The 18716-nt window shown below is 68.8% G+C and carries 15 protein-coding genes; 6 read left to right on the top strand and 9 right to left on the bottom strand.

What is annotated here, in order from left to right; all coding sequences use genetic code 11:
* Positions 1 to 117 precede the first annotated feature (117 nt).
* Positions 118 to 1533, top strand: coding sequence for an XVIPCD domain-containing protein (locus DI041_RS06900; RefSeq protein WP_136638448.1), 1416 nt, complete (start codon positions 118 to 120; stop codon positions 1531 to 1533).
* A gap of 3 nt (positions 1534 to 1536) precedes the next feature.
* Positions 1537 to 2349, top strand: a complete 813-nt coding sequence (locus DI041_RS06895; protein WP_136638449.1) for a hypothetical protein — start codon at positions 1537 to 1539, stop codon at positions 2347 to 2349.
* Here DI041_RS06895 and DI041_RS06890 read toward each other — a convergent pair.
* On the bottom strand, positions 2284 to 3405 hold the full coding sequence (locus tag DI041_RS06890; protein WP_136638450.1) for a serine hydrolase domain-containing protein: 1122 nt from the start codon (positions 3403 to 3405) through the stop codon (positions 2284 to 2286). The genes DI041_RS06895 and DI041_RS06890 overlap by 66 nt on opposite strands.
* 191 nt (positions 3406 to 3596) lie before the next feature.
* Here DI041_RS06890 and DI041_RS06885 point away from each other — a divergent pair, with 191 nt between their 5' ends.
* Both DI041_RS06885 and DI041_RS06880 read left to right on the top strand, forming a co-directional pair.
* The gene (locus DI041_RS06885; RefSeq protein ID WP_136638451.1) at positions 3597 to 3983 is read left to right on the top strand and encodes a BlaI/MecI/CopY family transcriptional regulator; all 387 of its coding nucleotides are present in this window, start codon (positions 3597 to 3599) and stop codon (positions 3981 to 3983) included.
* A gap of 3 nt (positions 3984 to 3986) precedes the next feature.
* Complete coding sequence (locus DI041_RS06880) at positions 3987 to 5972, top strand: M56 family metallopeptidase (protein WP_136638452.1); 1986 nt, start codon at positions 3987 to 3989, stop codon at positions 5970 to 5972.
* A gap of 67 nt (positions 5973 to 6039) precedes the next feature.
* On the opposite strand, the gene DI041_RS06875 is transcribed toward DI041_RS06880, so the two are convergent.
* The 4 genes from DI041_RS06875 to DI041_RS06860 form a co-directional block, all read right to left on the bottom strand.
* A complete protein-coding gene (locus tag DI041_RS06875; RefSeq protein ID WP_136638453.1) occupies positions 6040 to 6354 on the bottom strand; it encodes an I78 family peptidase inhibitor in 315 nt (104 codons plus the stop codon).
* Between the two features lie 66 nt (positions 6355 to 6420).
* A complete protein-coding gene (locus DI041_RS06870; protein ID WP_136638454.1) occupies positions 6421 to 7443 on the bottom strand; it encodes a ribonuclease H-like domain-containing protein in 1023 nt (340 codons plus the stop codon).
* Positions 7440 to 9929: a DEAD/DEAH box helicase gene (locus DI041_RS06865; RefSeq protein WP_046984773.1), complete on the bottom strand. Its 2490-nt coding sequence runs from the start codon at positions 9927 to 9929 to the stop codon at positions 7440 to 7442. The genes DI041_RS06870 and DI041_RS06865 overlap by 4 nt, the downstream gene beginning before the upstream one ends.
* A 93-nt stretch (positions 9930 to 10022) precedes the next feature.
* Entirely contained in the window at positions 10023 to 11126 is a 1104-nt protein-coding gene (locus DI041_RS06860) for a hypothetical protein (RefSeq protein ID WP_046984774.1), read from the bottom strand.
* Positions 11127 to 11365: 239 nt separating this feature from the next.
* Here DI041_RS06860 and DI041_RS06855 point away from each other — a divergent pair, with 239 nt between their 5' ends.
* The gene (locus tag DI041_RS06855) at positions 11366 to 11884 is read left to right on the top strand and encodes a hypothetical protein (protein ID WP_136638455.1); all 519 of its coding nucleotides are present in this window, start codon (positions 11366 to 11368) and stop codon (positions 11882 to 11884) included.
* 40 nt (positions 11885 to 11924) lie between these two features.
* Positions 11925 to 12599 carry a hypothetical protein gene (locus DI041_RS06850; protein WP_136638456.1) on the top strand — a complete coding sequence of 225 codons (675 nt, stop codon included), beginning with the start codon at positions 11925 to 11927 and terminating at the stop codon, positions 12597 to 12599.
* Positions 12600 to 12729: 130 nt separating this feature from the next.
* On the opposite strand, the gene DI041_RS06845 is transcribed toward DI041_RS06850, so the two are convergent.
* The 4 genes from DI041_RS06845 to DI041_RS06830 are packed head-to-tail and all read right to left on the bottom strand — an operon-like array spanning position 12730 to position 18714.
* Positions 12730 to 14538 (bottom strand): hypothetical protein, encoded by a 1809-nt coding sequence (locus DI041_RS06845; protein ID WP_136638457.1) that lies wholly within the window; start codon positions 14536 to 14538, stop codon positions 12730 to 12732.
* Positions 14535 to 16703 (bottom strand): DUF4175 domain-containing protein, encoded by a 2169-nt coding sequence (locus tag DI041_RS06840; RefSeq protein WP_136638458.1) that lies wholly within the window; start codon positions 16701 to 16703, stop codon positions 14535 to 14537. Before DI041_RS06840 ends, DI041_RS06845 begins: the two co-directional genes overlap by 4 nt.
* Positions 16700 to 17821: a BatA domain-containing protein gene (locus DI041_RS06835; protein ID WP_046984779.1), complete on the bottom strand. Its 1122-nt coding sequence runs from the start codon at positions 17819 to 17821 to the stop codon at positions 16700 to 16702. Before DI041_RS06835 ends, DI041_RS06840 begins: the two co-directional genes overlap by 4 nt.
* Positions 17818 to 18714, bottom strand: coding sequence for a DUF58 domain-containing protein (locus DI041_RS06830; protein WP_136638459.1), 897 nt, complete (start codon positions 18712 to 18714; stop codon positions 17818 to 17820). Before DI041_RS06830 ends, DI041_RS06835 begins: the two co-directional genes overlap by 4 nt.
* Between the last annotated feature and the right edge of the window lie 2 nt (positions 18715 to 18716).

The following is an 18716-nucleotide window of genomic DNA, read 5'->3' as shown; positions in this document are numbered from 1 at the left end:
CCGGGCGCGGCATGTGCTGCCTGAATGGGGCGTGGCGCGGGGTGTGCGCTGTGTCAAAAGCTCCGCCGGGCGGCTGGGGTAGGCTGACTCCCAACCGATCACGTTCAAGGACCGACCATGCCCGGGATGGACATCAACGCGGCGGCCAATGAAGTCGTCGCGCTTTTACGACAGAACGACGCGCGCGGTGCCGCCGTTCGCCTGGAGGCCCTGCACGACGGCCAGAGTGTCGTGGTGCAGGAATCGCTGGATCGCTACATTTCGGCGCGTGCCGCCAGCGAACTCGAGGCGTTGCGACGCAGCGGTGGTGTTGCCGCAGCGGATGCGGCCACGGTGAACCCGATGCTGGATCGCCTGGGCGAGGCGACGCGGCCACCGCGGATGCCCGATGCGGCAGAGACCGCAGCGCTGAGCCAGGCCCAGCAGTACGATGTGTATGGCAGCATCGTGGCCCAGCGCGGCAACACTGCGGCGAATGACGCGATGGCAACGCAGGACCGCGTGGTGCTGGGGCTGCGCGACGAGAACCGCACCACCGAGGCGCGCGGGCGTGGCGTCTACGACGACCGTATTGTGGTGCTGTGGAAGGATGCGCAGGGCCAAGGCCATGTGCGTGAGTTCAACCAGGCGACGACCGAACCGACCGCCCAGTACGACGGCCATGCCAAGACCACGCCGCGCAGCCCGGGCTTCGGCAACGTGGCACCGCGTACCAAGACCGAGGGTGAGGACGTCAACGGCGACCGGGTCAAGGACCTGGGGCGCTTGGGCGAGGGCACCACCGAGATGCGCGCAACGACCCATCCGCGCAATGGCCATCCCGATGAGTTTGCGCTGCGCCCCTCGCAGGACGCGATCACCGCAGGCGCCGGCCGTGTGGAGCGCGACAGCAATGGCGACGGCTGGTTCGATGCGCGCGATACCCAGGGCGTGCAGGACCTCAACGACACCTTCAAGATCCATCGTGGCAGCCGCTCCAACACCGATTCGGCCGGCTGCCAGACCATGGGCGGCGGTGAGTACGACGACTTCGTGTCGACGGTGCGCGGCACGCCTGGGCAGAACCGTTGGCAGTACGTGCTGACCTCGGTCGCCCCCGGCCAGGCGCGCGAGCTGGGGCAGAACGTGCCGCTCGCGGCCACTGACGATCCCCGTCAGCCGCAGCATCGCGACCATGCCCTGCAGCAGCAGATCAGCACGCGCCTGCAGGCCCTGGGCGGACGCTACGCCGAGCATGCCGATGACTACAGTCTGGTGATGCTGCGCGAAGCGAAGGCCGCGGGCATCACCCGGGTCGACCAGATCGTGGCCAGCAATCCCAGTGCTGGACGCACGGCGGGCGAGACACTGTTCCTGGTGCAGGGCAGTCCGGGCGATCCTGCGGTGCTGCGCGCAGGGGTCAATGCAGCCGAGGTGCGCGAGACTGCGGTGGAAGCCAGCCTGCGTCAGCTGCAGCAGCAATCACGCGAACAGGCGGCACCCACACCCGCGCCTGCACACCTGCAGGAAGCGCCGGCGATGGGAGGGCGTTGAGCGATGATCCGATCACACCTGATGCCGAGCGTTTCGTTGACGCTGTTGCTGGCCTGCAGCGCCTGCGCGCCCGCTGGGGAGCGCGTCGCGCCGGTAGCGCCCACCGCCAGCTCGGCGGCGAAACCTGAGGCCTTGCCTGCGCAGACCCTGCCCACTGATCGTGGATTGCCCGCACTGCCGGAAGCCTCCGGCAGCGCCCATCCCGGCGGTCGCTACGCTGCGCTGCCCGAACCTGCCAGGCAGGTGCTGTCGCAGTTGAAGTGCAACGTGGAGAGCGCCAGCAAGGTGCAGGTGCTTTCCATTCCCGCGCAGGATGGCCAGCAGGATTTCATGGTCACCGATCGCAGCGGGCCGCGTTTCCGCTACTGGATGCGGTCGTTCTCCGGTCGTGGCGGTACCACCGGGTATCTGGTGCAGCTGCAGGACTGCCCGGCAACCACCACGGGCATGCGCGCCTACATCGCACAGGGAGCCGCACCGCTGCAGGATGTCACCGCGTCGTTGCTGGCGCAGGCCGAGCTGCCCGACGCGGCGACCATGACGGCTTACCAGGACAAGGGCGCGGGTGATCTGTTCGCCTTCATCGGGGCGCTGGACAAGGTGCCGGTGCTGCGCTGGGTGGCCGAAGCAGACCCCGAACAGCCACTGGCCGTCGAGGCGCGCAGCTTCGACCATGGCAATGCCATCCACGGTGGTTTCCTGCGCTGGAACCAGGATCACTTCGAAGTGGCCAGGACCGTACCCGCCGCCCTATGGCCCTGCGACGACAGCCCGTTGCTGCCGTGCAAGGGTGACCCGTTCGTGAGCGGGCGGTGAGGCGTCACGCGCGTAGAAATCGGCAATGCGGGGGATGAACTGCTGTGGATTGGCGCCGACCAGATTGGTCAGCACCACCACCGCGACGTCGCGGTCGGGATAGACCACGAAGGCCGAGCGCGCACCGCCGATACCGGCCACCTGAAGGTCGGGCGATGCGCGCAGTACCGGCCAGCCACCCGCCCACGGGCCGGCACGGCCATCAGCCAGGCGCTCCGCGCTCCACATCCGCCGCAGGGCCGTCTCCGGCAGCAGGCGGCCTTCGGTCAACGCAACCAGCCAGCGCGCGGTGTCATCGGCGGTGGTGAGGATGCCACCACCGGCCCACAGTGAAGGCGGAATGTCGTAGAACCAGTGCGACAGGCGCGGCGGTGCATCGGCTGCGTCGGTGGCACGCGGGGCCAGGCTGTACATCGTCGCCACATCCGGGATCAGGTCGTAGCTGTCGCCAAAGGTGGTGCGTGCCATGCGCGCGCTGCTGAACTGGCCGGTGGCGAGGAATCGTTGATAGGACATGCCCGATTGCTGCGCGATGATCCGCGCCAGCAGCACGTAGTTGGTCTGGTTGTATGCGAAGCGCTGGCCGGAGGCCGCCTCCATCGGCAGCGCGGTGACCGCCGCCCACGCTTGGGCTTCGGTACCACCGCCCAGCAGTCCGCTCGCATCGAGGATGTCGGGCAGTCCCGAGGTATGGGCCAGCAGTTGGCGCACACGCACGTCCTGCCAGGTGGCCGGAAGATCATCCAGATAGCGCGATGCCGGGGCATCCAGATCCACCCGGCCCTGCTGCGCCAACTGCGCGATGGCCACGCCGGTGAACGCCTTGGTGGCCGAGTTGAGCGGGAAACGGGTATCACGCGAGGCCCGCACCCCGTTCTCGACATTGGCCAGGCCATAGGCCTCGGACAGCACGACCTGCCCATCCTTGACCACTGCGATCTGCAATCCGGGGATGCGCTGCTCCAGCATGGTCTGGCGGATCAGGCGACGGGTCCGGTCGTTGGGGTGGTCCTGGCTGGCGGACACGGCGGGTAAGGGCAGGGCGCTGATGAGCATGAGCACGACTCGAAGCGTTGGGCGGAACATGCGGGATTCCGGCGGGGCGTCGAGGATCGGATGCAGGGGGCACGGGAAAGGTTTAACGGCATTGTTACGCCTACCGTTCGTCGGCCCATGACTTCCGGGGGGTTGACTACAGTTGTCGTCAAGCAGAAATTGGCGACACGTGTAGTCAAGGGAGTGGTGTCATGCGTGGCAAGACGATCGGGGACCAGGAACTGGCCCTGCTGCAGTACATCGATGAACATGCGCCGGCCACGGTCGGCGAGGTTGCCAGTGGCTATGGCGAGGCCCGTGGCCTGGCCCGCTCTACCGTGCTGACGATGATGGAGCGACTGCGGGCGAAGGGGTATCTTCGTCGCCAGCAGCAGGACGGCGTCTACCGCTACCAGGCCACCCGTGGCCCGGAAAGCGTGCTGCAGGGCGCGGTGGCCCAGTTCGTCGACAACACCCTGCAGGGCTCGGTGTCGCCGTTCGTGGCCTACCTGTCGCAGCGCCAGCAGGTCAGCGACAACGAGCTGGCCGAGCTGGAAGCGCTGGTCGCCGAACTCCAATCGCGCCGCCACGAGGGCTGAGCCATGGACACCACGATGCTGATCCTGTTGTTGGAACGGCTGGGCTGGACCAGCCTGCAGACCGTGCTGCTGGTGGCCCTGGTGTACGGCGTGTGCCGCGCACTGCCGTCCCTGTCGGCGGCCACCCGCTGCCGCCTGTGGTGGCTGGTTTCGCTGCAGGCCGTGCTCGGCCTGTTCTGGAGCCAGCCGCTGCAGCTGGCCTGGCTGCCGGCACCGCAGGCGGTGGCGATCACCGCCACTGACGTTGCCGCCGATCTGGTCTACCCGCTGGCCCCGGAGGCCTCGGCACAGCTGTTGGCCGCAATGCCGATGCCTGCCGCGGATGTGCCGGCGGTGGCATGGTGGACCGTCGCACTGGCCGCGCTGTGGATGTCCGGCGTGCTGCTGATGGCACTGCGTACCTTCGGTGAGTGGCGTCGCTGCCGCGCGCTGTTGGCAGCGGCCTATCCCTGCGAGGACCAGGCGCTGGTGCAGGCCCTGCAGCTGGCCGCCGACGCGCACGGCGTGCGCCCTGCGCCGCGGCTTTGGATGAGCACGCAGGTGGACGCACCGCAGCTGGTCGGCCCGTTCCGCCCGGTGCTGCTGCTGCCGGCCGGCGACAACGCCTTGCAGGGCGATGCGCTGGACCTGGCACTGACCCACGAGCTGCAGCATCTGCAGCGGCGCGATCTGCAGTGGGGCCTGCTGCCCGCATTGGCCCAGCACCTGTTCTTCTTCCACCCGCTGCTGCGCTTGTCGGTGCGCGAATACGCACAGGCCCGCGAGGAAGCCGTGGATGCGGCCGTGGTCGGCCAGCACGGCGCGAGTCGCCAGGCCTATGGCCGCCTGCTGTTGCAGCTGGGCGTGGCACCGCAGCCACACCTGGGCGTGGCCAGCGCCGCGCCGAACACCACCAGCCTCAAGCGCCGCCTGCTTTCGTTGCAGTCGCGCCGGTCCTGCCCGCGCATCCTGGCGATGGCGTTGACCGCTATCGTCGTTGTGGTGGGCGTGGCACCGATGCGGCTGGTGGCGGCGCCAGTGCCGCCGGCACCGCCGGCGCCTCCGGCCGCACCGAAGGCCGTGGTGCCGCCGCCACCGAAGGCACCGCCAGCGCCTCCGATGTCCGCGCGAGTGCCAGCCGTTCCGGTGGCTCCTGCGGCACCGGCCGAGCCGGCCGATGTCGAGGCGCTGTCAGGCCCGGACGATGCGGATGTGGCGGTCGACGTGGATGTCGATGTGGATACCGACATGGACAGTGAGCATTCGACCTCCCACACCACCTCCATCACCACCTATGGCCGTCTGGATCTCGGCAAATCACCGCGACAGGCCTACGTGCTTGTCGATGGTGATTCGACCTTCGCCAATGGCGGCATCGACGATGTAACGGTGGCCCGCAGGCAGCTCGGCAAGGGGCCGGCGCTGTGGTTCCGCCAGAGCGACAAGCGCTATGTGGTGCGTGACCCGATGCTGATCCAGACCCTGCAGCGCGCCTACAGCGGCGCCGCAGACCTGGGCCGCCAGCAGAGCGAACTGGGCCGCCAACAGAGCGTGCTGGGTCGCCAGCAGGGCGAACTCGGCAGGCAGATGGGTGAAATGGGTCGCCTGCAGGGCGAGGAGTCGCGCCGCATCGCACTGGCCGCCGCCGAGGCAGCACGCAATGCGATGGCCGCCCATGACATCAACCGTGATGCCGCCGCGGAAGCGGCGAAAGCGGCGCGCGGTGCGACCCACGATGTGGCCGTTGCGCGAGAGGCTGCACGCGAGGCTGCCGCCGAGGCACGTCGTGCGATGCAGGAAGCCCGCAGCGAGGCCGCGCAATCCGGCCGCACCCGTGACATGCAGCGCCTGGCCAGCCAGCAGTCCGAACTGGCCAGCCGTCAGGCGGCACTGGGCAGCCAGCAGGCCGCGTTGGGCGAGCGCCAGGCACGCGTGCAGGCCCAGGCATCGCAGCAGGCGCAGCAGGTGATCGCGCGTGCACTGGCCAGCGGCAAGGCCGAGCGGCTCTGATCGGTAGTGCCGGCCGCTGGCCGGCAATGTGGGGTGCCGGCCAGCGGCCGGCACTACCCTGGGAACATCAACCGCAGCTGGCGCGCTCGATGCGGTTCTGCGCATCTACCTGCACGGTCACGCGATCCTGGCGGAAGTCCATGGTCACCGCCATGCCGGGTTTGACCACCCGTGCACCGCGCGCGCCGCTGTCAGCCACCAGTTTCTTGATCGTGGCTTCGTCGGCGGTCTTGCCGGTGAAGGCTTCCAGCGCCTGCGGCCTGCATTCGTGCGTGGCGTCGGCCACTGGCGCTGGCGCGGGATCGTGGGTGGTGCTGCTGCCGGCGTGACTGCAGGCTGCCAAGGGCAGGATGGCGAGCAGGACCAGGGGATTGAGGCGCATCGTCGGGCTCCAGGCGTGGATGATGGCGGCAGTGTCACCGCTGCCACCGTCAGGCCGCGTCAATGCCTACTGCCCGACCAGTGCCAGGGTCTCGCGTTCACGCTGTTCTTCCCGTACCAGCCGCTGCAGCAGCAGGGCCAGGGTCACCACGTCCTGGTGGTTGTGGTCGGCCACCCGGCGCAGGTTCACCGCGTCGCCGCCACGCAGGAAGCGCAGCCATGCGCCGGGCGCTTCCGAGCCGGGCAGGTCATCCTCGCGCACCACGCGCAGCAGCTGCCGTTCGATGGTGGACAGCTTGCAGTTCTCCCACGTGCCGCGATAGCGGCGGCGGGTCGGATAGAGCAGATCAACGTGATCCAGCGCTGTGATCGGGCAACGCTGGCGGGCCAGTCGGTAGCGCGCCTTCAACAGGGGCGCATCGTAGCTGCGGCCGTTGTAGCTGCAGAACACGGTGGACGGCTGCAGCCAGCTGGCGAAGGTGGCCAGCATCGCGTCCTCGGCGGCCATCGTCGACATCAACAATTGGCGGATGCGCAGGCCTTCACCGCGTTGCGGGCACACATGCCAGTCGGCGGCACCGATCATGAAGGCGCGGGTGCCGGTACCGCCGGCCAGGCCGGTGGTTTCGGTATCGAAGAACAGCAGGTCGCGCGCGGCCACGCGTTGGTCTTCGCGCTTGGCGAAGGCCAGTGACAGCGGGGCAGTCGGGATCGGTTGCGGCTGCAGCGATTCGATCAGGAACAGGCCTGGTGCGATTTCTTTACCGGGGAGCTGGCGATCCTGCGCGCTGGCACGTGTTGGCAAAGGACCACTGCGTGTGCGCAGGCCGAGCAACCGATGCAGGCTGCCCACCTCTGGTTGGCGCAGCGGTGCCGCTGCAGCAACGGGCGCCGCTGCGCCAGTCGCCTTGTGGCGGATTTCCTGTTCGACCCAGGCGAACACAGAACGTTCGGCCGGTGGTTGCCGTGTATCGTTGGCGGCCACCGGGGCCGGCGCTGCGGGCGGCGGCGCGGGCACGGCCGGCGCAACCGCCTTCGGGTCACCGGCCTGCTTCCGCAACAGTCGCAGCTTGTCCAGACTCAGGCTCACGGGGCCAGCAGCTCCATGGGATCGCGCGTGGTCACCACCACGTCGGGCACGTGCTGGCAGGCGTCGGCATCGAACAGGTCGAGCACGCGCAGCGCCAGCGCACGCGGCGAAGTCTCATCTTCTTCCTGCGCGGCCAGCACCGGCCCGACACAGGCCGGGCAGCCGGCCTTGCAGTCGCAGCGCTGTACCAGTTCGCGCGCGCGCTGCACCAGCTCGGCCTGGCGCTGCCACAGCGGCTCGCTGAGGCCAACGCCACCGGGGAAATTGTCGTACAGATAGACGGTGGGCACGAACTCCTGCAGCAGCTCGACAACGCCAGGATCACCCTCGCTGCCGCGCAGCTGGCCGCGGCCGCTCTGGTCGGCGATCGCGAACCAGGAACCATCACCGTTGCCGACCGACTTCTGCAGGTCGCGCGCATCGGCCATCACCGCCACGGTGGCGACGATGTGCAGCGCGTAGGCCGCGCCGAGGAATCCATCCAACGCATCCTGCTTGCTGGCAAAGGCGCGCAGCAGCAAGGCCTGCGGCAGCTGCCACCACACCGCGGTGGTATGCAGTTCCTGGTCGGGCAGATTCACCGGGCCGTAGCCGATGTTCTCGTGGGTGTAGTAACGGATCTTCTTGTAGCCGGCCACGCGACGAACCACGTGCACTTCGCCATGGTGCGAATCGCCACGCCCGGCCACGCCGCCATCGAAGCGGTCCAGCACCTTGAGCTTGGTGAAGTCGATGCTGTCGGTGTAGTAGTCCACGTGCGTGCGGGTGACGTAGGCCTTGCGGCCTTCCCAGTCCAGCGTCTCTACCTGGTAGGGCGTGGACTGCACCATGTGGATGGCACCCTCGTACAGGGTGAGTGCGGCAGCGGAATAGTCGACCTCGGCGATGATCTGCTGGCGGCCATCGCTGCGGTCGACCACCACGAAGTTGCCGTCGGCCACCGCGCGCAGGCTGACTGCGTTCGCTGGATAGCTGTCGGCGATCCATTCCCAGCGTTCGCCTTCGCGGTGGATCACTTCTGTCTCTGCCAGCGCTTCCAGGAACACTTCCGGATCGATCGGGCCGAAGCCATCGCCGACCCGGAACGGCAGCTCGAACGCCGCGCAGCGGATGTGATCGAACAGGATCAGCGGCTGGTCCGGTGCGATGCGCGCGTGCTCGGGCGAGGCTTCGGCGAAGAAGTCCGGATGCCGCACCACGTACTGGTCCAGCGGCTGCGAACTGGCCACCATCACGCCAAGTGCGGGCTGCTGGCGGCGACCGGCACGGCCGAAGCGCTGCCAGGTGGCGGCCACGCTGCCGGGGTAACCGTTGAGGATGACCACGTCCAGGCTGCCGATATCCACGCCCAGCTCCAGCGCCGAGGTGCTGACGATGCCGTCGATGTTGCCGGCGCGCATCGCCCGTTCGGTCTCACGCCGCTCGGTGGGCAGGTAGCCGCCGCGGTAGGCGCGGATGCGCGGTGGCTTGCGCGGGTCGTGGTCGAAGATGTCCTTCAGGTACTTGGTCAGCACTTCCACCATCAACCGTGTCTGCGCGAACACCAGGGTCTTCAGCCCGGATTTGATCGCGATGCGCGCGATGCGGTTGCTCTGCGAACGTGCCGAGGCACGCAGGCCCAGGTCCGGGTTGATCACCGGCGGGTTCCACAGCAGCACCTGCTTGGGCCCGCTGGGCGCGCCGGATTCGGTGATGGCGGTGACCGGTGCCTCGATCAGCGCCTCGGCATGGGCCTGCGGGTTGCCGATGGTGGCCGAGCACAGGATGAACTGCGGTTGCACGCCGTAGAACGCGCAGATGCGCTTGAGCCGGCGCAGTACGTTGGTGACGTGGCTGCCGAATACGCCGCGATAGGTGTGCACCTCGTCGATGACGATGTAGCGCAGGTTCTCGAAGAACTGCGCCCACTTGGTGTGATGCGGCAGGATGGCCTGGTGCAGCATGTCCGGGTTGGACACCACGATGTCGCCATGCAGGCGGATGGCCTGCCGCGCATCGCCGGGGGTGTCGCCGTCAAAGGTGAAGGCCTTCACCCCCAGATCGCCGGCGCGGTTGAGTTCCAGCAGCTCGGCCACCTGGTCCTGGGCCAGCGCCTTGGTCGGAAACAGGTACAGCGCCTTGGCCTTGTCCTGCATTGCCGCGCTGACCACCGGCAGGGTGTAGCACAGCGACTTGCCGCTGGCGGTGGGGGTGACGATGGCCACGTGCTCGCCGCGCTGGCTGGCCTCCCAGGCTTCGGACTGGTGGCTGTAGAGCTGTTCGATGCCTCGCGCTTTAAGGGCGGCAGCCAGGGCCGGCGGAACCGAATCGGGAATGGGCGCATAGCGGCCTTCGCGGCCGGGAATGGCGAAGCTGCCGGTGATGCGGTCCTGGTAGCGGCGCTGCAGGCGCGCACTGAGCAGGGCACCGTCGCGGGCCGGCAGGCCATCACGGGTGGCGAGCTTCTGCTCGGCATCGGCGGTGCGCTTGGCGAGTTCGTAAGCCATGGAAGATGGAGCCGGGACGTTTTTCGAGGGGTCACATGGCACCACATTCACGTCTCAGGATGTGAGACATCGCACGCGAAGGGCGTGAACCGTTCAGTGCCACGGGTCCGGACGCTGCGCGATGTCAGCGTCAAGTGCCTCGTTGCGGCGGAGGAACTGCACCATGCAGATTACAAGCCGCACCGCGTGCCAGCCCAACGCCAGCAATGCCAGCGCCTGCCAGCCGGACGCAAGCGGCCAGCCCAGCTCCAGCCGCTGCGACAACGGCATCCAGGCGGCGCCGAAGACCAGCACGCACAACAGCAGGCCCAGCCACGCCAGTTGCCAGAACCCTCCCGTGGGCGGATAGCGCCGTCGGTCGCTGGCCAGGCACCATGCCGTGCCCACGCCGAGTACCCATCCATCACAGGTGCGCACTTCCATCAGCATCGAGCGCCCGTGGGAGAATGCCGCAGCGTGCTCCCACTTCTCTGGAAGCTGCACACGCCGGTCATTGCCGAGCAACCACACTCGTGATGTCTGAGCAGTACGCTGGTATGCGCGCAGGCGCCCGCGGACCTGCAGCACGCGCTGCGCTGTCGCAGGGCCGTTGCGGCGAGGGAAGCCCAGCCAGGCCGCAAGACCGGCGATGGCGAGCAACGTCATGGCGAGCAGGCCCGGGACGCCGGTGGCGGCCCATAGCGCCAGTGCGGCAATCACCAGTGGGGAAGGGCGCAGGCCGGGACCTCGTCGCATCGAAACTTCCTCGGGCGTCTCCAGGCGCTCGCCACAGACGCGGCTGGTGGCTGCATCCGGCCGTGCAGCAGCAATACTGAAGCCATTGAGACGCACCACCACCGCCACGCGTTTGTCCAGCACCACTTCGGCTTCATTGTCTTCCGAGAGGTAGGGCCACGCCCGCCTTGGGACCAGGACGGGAACTCCACCCAGCAGGCCGTCGCCGACCGGGAAGTTGTTCCAGCACGCCCCCCCGGTGAACACCCCGCGCAGCCGTTTCACTTGGTCGTCGTAGACGCAGCCGGTCAGCGCGCGCAGTGCTGCCAGTGCGCAGTGTTCGTCGGCGTCGAGCGTCCGCAGGGTGCTGCTCCGGCGCAGCGAGGCCAAGCGTGTGCGGACACGTGTTGCCCATTCGGTAACGGCCGCGAGGACCATAACCAACAGGACTGCCAGACCGATCAGCACGGATGCGCGCGACATCACCAGGCAACCGACCGCAGCGATGGGGCTGTAGAGGAAGCTGTCATGGCTGTCTGCCGTACCCGGTATGCCACAGGATGCAGGCCCCGCCCTGGCAGGGGAATGAAGTTAGTTGCAAACTTCGGCGGGCTGGCCGCGCTTCGGTGATGCGTGACACACCCTGAATGACCCCGTCGATGGCAACGAAATCTGAAGCCCGCATCCGTATCCTTGGGTGCTGGACGCAACCAACAGGGTGGATGGCTGTGGCACGACGTGGAACGCAGGGAGCACTCCTGGCCAGCATGCTGCTGGCCGGCATCGCACAGGCGCAGCAGGCCACGCCGGTAGCGGTGCCCGACCCAACGCCCGTGCCCCCTGCAGATGCGCCGGCGGCAACCACCGCGCCGGTCTCCACCACCCCGCAGCAGGACAACGTCACCACCCTCGGCGAAGTGCGTGCACTCAAGCCCGAAGACGAGCCGCTGGACCTGTACCGCTTCAAGAACCCGGTCAAGTTCGGCGACAACCGCTTCAGTCGCGATTGGAGCGAGCCGCCGTCGCCGGAGCAGGTCAGCATGGGCGGTGGCTACATCATGATGGGCGTGGTCAAGGGCGTGCTGGCGGCTGGCAGGGGCTTGAACAAGCTCACCGGGGGACCGGACCAGATCCAGGCCGCGACCGCACGGCCACCGCCGGAACTCAGCGCGGAACAGCGGCAGCGTGCGCTGCGGTTCTCCCAGCAGCAGGATGCCGGTGATGCATCGCCGGTGAAGTAGGTCGGTATATCCTGCCGGCTCCCCCTCCGGTAGTGCTGCCATGTTCCTGCGTTCGATCTGCCTGCTGGCCGCATTGCTGCCGGCGTCCGCCTTCGCGGATGCCATCGCCGGTGATGGCGCCTGCCGCAACGGTGCGTTTCCCTCCGAACAGAGCCGGTTCGCGCTGGCCAAGGTGACGGGTGCGCCCCGTCTGTACCTGCTTGGTGACATGGACGGCTGCCCGGCGAAAGGCGAACCTGCCTGCCGCCAGCGCAGCTATGTGGTCAACGGCGATACCGTTGTGACCGGGCGTGATCTTGGCCGATACCGCTGCGCGTTCTTCCCGAACAAGGTGGGCGGTAGTGCTGGCTGGGTGGACCGCAGCAAGCTGCAGGCGTTGCCGGTGGTCGTGCCGTCGCTGCAGGACTGGACGGGCAACTGGAAAGATGGCGACAACGGCCTGCGCATCACCGTGCAGGGTGGGCAGCTGCATGTCGAAGGCGACGCCTACTGGCCCTCCGCCAACCCCACGCCGGAGCAGCGCCCGTATGGGCCGAACATGGGCCAAGTGGAAGCGCGCGCGGCGCCCCGTGGTGCCGATGCCGAGTTCGTCGAGGACACTTGCAGAGTGCGCGTGCATTCTCTGGGTGAGGTGCTGATCGTGGCCGACAACAGCGAATGCGGTGGCATGAACGTGCGCTTCAATGGCGTGTACCGGCGCGCGGGCATGCGTTGAAAAGTGCCAACCAAGGTTGGCATCTACCAGGGCAACCGGCCAGTAGATCCACGCCATGCGTGGATGCTGCCTGCAATCCGATCGGTGGGGTCAGAGCCCTTTCGCGGGCGGAAGGGATCCGACCCCGGGATCAGCGCCGCCGTTCCAGCCACCACAACAACGATGCGCACAACACGAAGGCCAGCCACCAGGGCCAGCGCGAGCCCGGTACTGGCTGCGTGGCCAATGTGCCGGTCGGAGTGCTGGCGGCCAACATCCGTGCAGTCGCATCGATCATCGCCTGCCGATGCAGCGCAGCTGCATCCTTCGGGTCGAACACATAGCGCCAGACGGTGCTGTCGCCATGCTGCAGGCGCTGCCAGCCCGATTCGAGGGGCCACCAGCCAGCGCAGCGCATTGCAGATGTCGTGCCATCGACGATCAGCGGTGCGCCTTCGCCGCGCTCATTGAGGGCCTGCAGCGGTGCCTGCACGCCGCACACTGACTGCCGTTCGCCTGCCCAGCTGATCGGCTGCGGCGACCACAGTGCATCACCGCTGCCCAGTGCCCGCGCCAACGTGGCGACCACGCTGCTCCACAGCTCGCCATGACGGTCATCGCGGCCGGCCAGCACCCAGCGCCAGCTGTCGGTCAGCGGCAACAGGCCGATGCGGCCCTTGCCGACCGCGCGCCAGCCACCGATGGTGTTGCCAGCACGATCATGCAGCAGCGCGCTGCCGCCCGGAAACTGCAGCGCCAGTGCTTCCAGCGCGGGCAGGGCGGCACCGTGCGAGCTGCGGTCGGCGTCTTCGCCGTAGCCGGTCGGCAGTGTGCCGGCGGCGAGTGGGCCACGTCGTGCGGCCAGGATGGCGCTTTCGCCGTCGCCGGGAAGCTCGACTGCATGGCTGCTGCCATCACCCTGCACTGGCAGGCCCAGATCGCGGAGGCGCTGGCGCGCGCTGGCCGAAGGTGCGCCTGCACTCCGTACCAGTACACCGATTCCATCGCGCAGCGCCTGGCGCACGGCGGCCAGCTGGCCCGCACTCAATGCCGCCAGGCTGCGCTCGTCCAGCAGAAGCAGGTCAGAGTGTGCGAGCGATGCTGCATCGATCGACACCGGGCCATCGCCGATGCTGAGGCCCGCGCCTGTATCGGCCTGCACCTGCACACGGATGCCGGCATCGGCCGCCCAGCGGCGCAGGTACTTCAGCTCTGGGCCCGGCGCGCTGGCGCGCACCAGCAGACGCAACGGCGCCGCGGGCACGGTCTGCTGTGGCACCGGCACGCTATCCACCACATGGCCATCTGCATCGAGCAGGCGCAGGCGGAATACGCTGCGTCCCGCCGCGCGGGCGATGCCGCTGAGCTGCACGCGGCCGTCGTCGTCAACGACCGCGCGATCGACCACGCTGTCGGCCGGGTCGAGCAGCTCTGCCTTGGCTTTTGCCACGCCGTGCGCCTGCGCCTGCACGGCGAAGCGCGCACCGGGGGCGACGTCGACCGGTGGCTGCAGTGCGACCCAGCCACGCGGCGCGGGCGTTGGCTGCCAGCGCACATCCTGTGGCAGCACCGCGTCGCGGTCACGTGCCGCCAGGCCCGCACCGACCAGCGTCAGCGCGGAGGCCGGATGCTGGCGCAGCGCGGTGGCAAGGTCGGGAACGCGCTGTGCGCCAGGCACATCAGCAGCTTCCGGCAACAGCAACAGCGGGCCTTCGCTGGCCGGGAGTGCGCCGGCCTTGCCGGCATCGGTTCCGAGCACCACCAGCCCGCCTGCAGGTTGCTGGCGGGTGGGCGGCACCAGGCAGAAATACAGCAGCGCGGCGACGATGATCTGCAGTGCGATCACGATCCACCGGCGGCGAGAGTGCGCGGTGTTTCCACGCAGCTGGCGCACGCTGGCGATGACCACGATCAGAGCGAGTGCCAGTGCAATCCAAAGGTTCACAGCGGAGGCGTTCATGGCTGCGCCTCCAGCGCATCGAGGTAGCGCTGGCCCATCGCATCGGCGGCACTGCGCCGCATCGCCTGCGGCAGCGGCCGCTGCAGCGCACGCCACAACTGCGCACGCAGACGCTGGCGACAGTCACGGCATCCTGGTTCGATGCGCAGCTGCTCGATGGCGGCAGCCAGATCGAGTGCATCGGGCAGGTAGGCGGTGTTGCGCTGCTGCCAGGTCGCGAGCGCATCGAGATCGGGCGCGCCGGTGTCATCGCCGAGGCGCTGCCAGGCTTCGACGATGGCCGGGTCCGGCGGCGTGCGTGCGGCCAACGGCAGTTCGCGGCTGGCCAGCCCGGCGCGATCACCGCCCAACCGGCGGCCTTCATCGATCGGCGGCAGCTCCGGTCCGACCCGGGCCAGGTAGATGCGCTCGGCCTGCTGCACCTGCTTGATGAAGGCCAATGCCTTGTAGGCGAATGGCAATGCCTGCTCCGGACGGCCCTGGCGCAGCTCGCCTTCGGCCGACCACATCTGGTCCAGCGCAGCCTTCAACGTCGCGCGGGTCTGCGGATCGAGCAGAGTGGCGGCCTCGGCATGGTCATGGGTGTGGCCATACTCGGAGAGCACGTCGGTGGCGCTGCCGAACACCGGCGACGTATCGGCATTGGCCGGCTTGCCACCGTGATCGTGGCCATGCGCGTCGTGCGCCCCGGCATCGGCGTCATGGTCGTGATCGTCGTCGTGATCGTGGTCGTCTGCGGCGGGCGTATCGCTGGTGGGCAGGTCGCTGGTCGGCGGTGGCTTCGGCGCACCTTCACTTTCCTCACCCAGGAACTGGCCATAGCGCAGGCGCAGGATGCGCTGGTCGACGCCGATCGCATCGCTGCGCTTCACGAAGTCCTCGGCGGCGAGAGTGCGGCGCTGTCGGATCAGCGCTTCGGCATCGATGATGATCTGCCGCTGGCTGCGGAAGTAGGCCGGCAGGGTCTTCTTGATGCGGCCTTCCAGCTCTGCACCGAGTGCGACTTCGGCGCTGGGCAGGCGCAGGATCACGCTGCTGCTGCGCCCGGTCTGCGGTGTTGGCGCGTGGTTGTCGCGCACCTCCAGCTGGGCGATCACATCGTTGCCGGGCTGTGCGCCCAGCGCAGCAAGATCAAGGGTATGTGCGAAATGCCGCGCGGTGGCTTCGCCGCTGCCGGCAAGCGTGACGCTGCGCTTCACGAAGGTGATGTTCTCACCGCTGCCCTGGGTGGTGGTGATCGACAGCGTTGCCTGCGCCGCGACACCGTAATCGTCGCTGGCCTCGAAGCGCAGCGCCCATTGCCGTTGCCCGGGCGTGCCCAGAACCAGGCTGGCGGTCGGCTCCAGCACGCGCACGCTGGGCGCGCGGTCGGCCACCACATCCAGCCGGTGCAGGCGGGTTTCGGCCAGCGCCGGTTCGCTCACCACGCGGTACAGCACCGGCGTGCGCGCCACATCCTGTGCCTGCCACTGTCCATCGCGCTCGCTCAGCGGCAGCCGTCGACCATCGTGGAACTGCAGCCATGCCCTGGCCGGTGCGCGGTCGAAGCGCAACGACCACGACAGCTGGCTGTCGGCGGCGACCTTGGCATCCAGCGTGTTCTGGGTGATCGTGGCCTGTCCGGTATAGGCCGGTGCGTTGATGCGCAGCCGGGTGGACTGCAGCCGCAGCGGGCCCGCGGACGCGACGCTGCTGGTCGTGGCGGAATGGACGGCTGCCGGGACTGGGTTCGAACGCGGCCAGCCGAACGCGAGCAGGGCAACGGCCAAGCCACCGATGCAGCACAGCACCACCGTCAGGTGCGGCCAACGTGGACGCAGCTCCGGCATCGCCTGTTCCAGCGTGGCAAGCACATGCGCGCGCTGGCGCTGCTGCAGCGGATTGAGCGTGGTGGCGTCGGCGAACAGCAGATCGGCGCTGTCTTCGCTCGTACCGCTGCCATCGAGTTGCCGCTGCAGCCACTGGCGGTCCAGCTGGCGGCCACGTGCAGTGGCGAAGGCCGCGCAGGCGAGCAGGCTGACCGTGGCGACCACGCAGGCGATATCGAAACCGGACAGCCGCAGTGCGAGCGCCGTCGCGGCCAGCGCCCACGGCAGGCCCAGCAGCAGGGTGATGGCGGCGCGGCGACGGCGCGCACGTTGCCAGGCATGCTGCAGCGTCTTCATGCGACCGCCCTGCGCCGCGCGCTGCTGGCCATCCAGCGTTCCAGTGCGAACAGCAGCACGATTGCCAGCAGAAGCCACGCCGTGGGCTCACGCACCGGCGATGCTGCTGCGGGCAGTGCAACCTGGCGCGGCGCCTGGTCCTGTGCATCGCCCAGGCGTGGCGACGGCAGCGGCTGCAGGGCCAGCAGCAGGGAACGCGGCAGCTGTGGATCGCGCAGCGCGGCGTTGCTGGCGGTGTTCCACTCGCCCGTCAGCGACAACAGGCGACCCTGGCCGATGCGCTGCTGCCCCAGCAGCGGCACGCCTTCGGTATCACGCAGCAGGACGGCGGCGTTGGCGGCGGGCCTGGCCGCGGTCAATACGCTGCCGCCCTCATGCAGCCAGGCCTGCCAGTTCGCCGGCAGTGCATCGCTGCGGCTCCATACACCGATCTCGCCACGTTCGGGCAGCGCATTCGCTGCCAGCGGCGCGAGCGGTGCCTGCACGCCCCAGCCGCGCTGCAGTGCGTTCAACCAATGCTGGGCAGTGGCGGATGCCTCGCCGTGCACGCGCAGCTGCGGCAGTGCGGCTGCCGTCCGCGGCGGAGTGATCGCCGTCGGCTGCGGGTGCCACTGAACTTCGCGCGACAGCTGCAGGCGGGCGCCATCCAGGCCGGGCAGGGGATCGGGAACATGCACGGTCAATGCGGTGCCGGATGGCAGCTGCGCGTCCAGTTCGCGCAGCAGGCTGGGCAGGGTTGCCGAGGATGTGGGGGGCGCCTGATCAATGGCTGGGAAGCCGGGCGCCAGCCAATGCCAGTTGCCATCCTTGGCCGTGCCGCGCAGCGCCGTGGCATCCAGTCCTGGGACCACCACCGTCCACGCATCGGGGGCTGGAGCAGGGCCGGTCAGCGCTGGTCGTGCCAGCAGTAATGCCAGCGCGGCCAGCAACAGCAGGCGCACCAGCAGCAACGGCCAGTCATCGAAACGGATGCGCTGGCGCGGCCGGATCTGTGCGCGCAGCCAGCGCAACGCGGCAAAATCCAGCGGCGTATACGGATGGCGTCGAGCGAGGTGGATCAGCAGTGGCAGCAGCCACGCGGCCAGCGCTGCCAGCCCCAGTGGGAACAGCAGGCTCACGCGTCGCCCCCGCGACCGAACAGCGCCTGCAGCGGCTGGTCCAGCGGTTGGTCGAGCCAGCCGGCCGCGCTGGCAATCCCGCTGGCCTGCAGCCGCGACTGCAATGCGGTACGTGCGTCGGCGAAGCGTTGCAGGTAGTCGGCGCGGATCGCCGCGCCATCGCCCAGCAGTTCCTCGCCGGTCTCCGGGTCGCGGAAGCGGTGGCCGGCATCGAACGGGAAGTCGCGTTCGTCGGCAGTCAGGATCTGCAGCAGGGCCACTTCACGGCGCGCGCTGGCCAGTTGTTCCAGCAGCACGATGCCGGCTTCATCGAAGCCATCGCCAATGGCCAGCAGCATGTCGCCCGGGCGCACGCGTTCCCACAGTGGGCGCAGTCGATCCGCCGCAGGCCAGCCGCCGCGCGCCTGCAGCGCATGAAGTTGCAGGTGCACGCGGTCACGTTGGCGTGCGCCGCTCGCTGCGGGCACCAGCTGCAGCCCATCGCCATTGATCGCCAGCAGGCCGAAACGGTCGCCCTGCTGCAGGGCCAGCTCGGCCAGGCAGGCGGCAACGCCGCGCATATGGTCCAGGCGCGTGCGTTCCGGCGCGGCGCGATCGGCCTGGCCGGCCGAGGCGGTGGCATCGAGCAGCAGCCAGACCGTGATCGGGCTTTCGCGTTCGGATTCGCGTACGAAGAAGCGGTCCGAGCGTGCATACAGCTTCCAGTCGATCTGGCGCAGTTCGTCGCCCGGCTCGTAGGCCCGGTACTGGGCGAACTCCAGGCCGGCACCACGGCTGCGGCTGGCGTGCTGGCCAATGCCGCTCGCACCGCTGGCCAGGCGCGGCCGCAACCGCAGCAGGCGCAGGCGCGCGCGCAGTTCGGGTGGCAGGGTCAACGACATACCAGCGTTCACGC

The sequence above is a fragment of the Stenotrophomonas maltophilia genome (assembly GCF_004920835.1).
GTDB classification, from domain to species: Bacteria; Pseudomonadota; Gammaproteobacteria; order Xanthomonadales; family Xanthomonadaceae; genus Stenotrophomonas; species Stenotrophomonas maltophilia_AQ.
The sequence above is the reverse complement of the archived record's forward strand: the minus strand, read 5'-3'. Positions and strand labels throughout refer to the sequence as shown.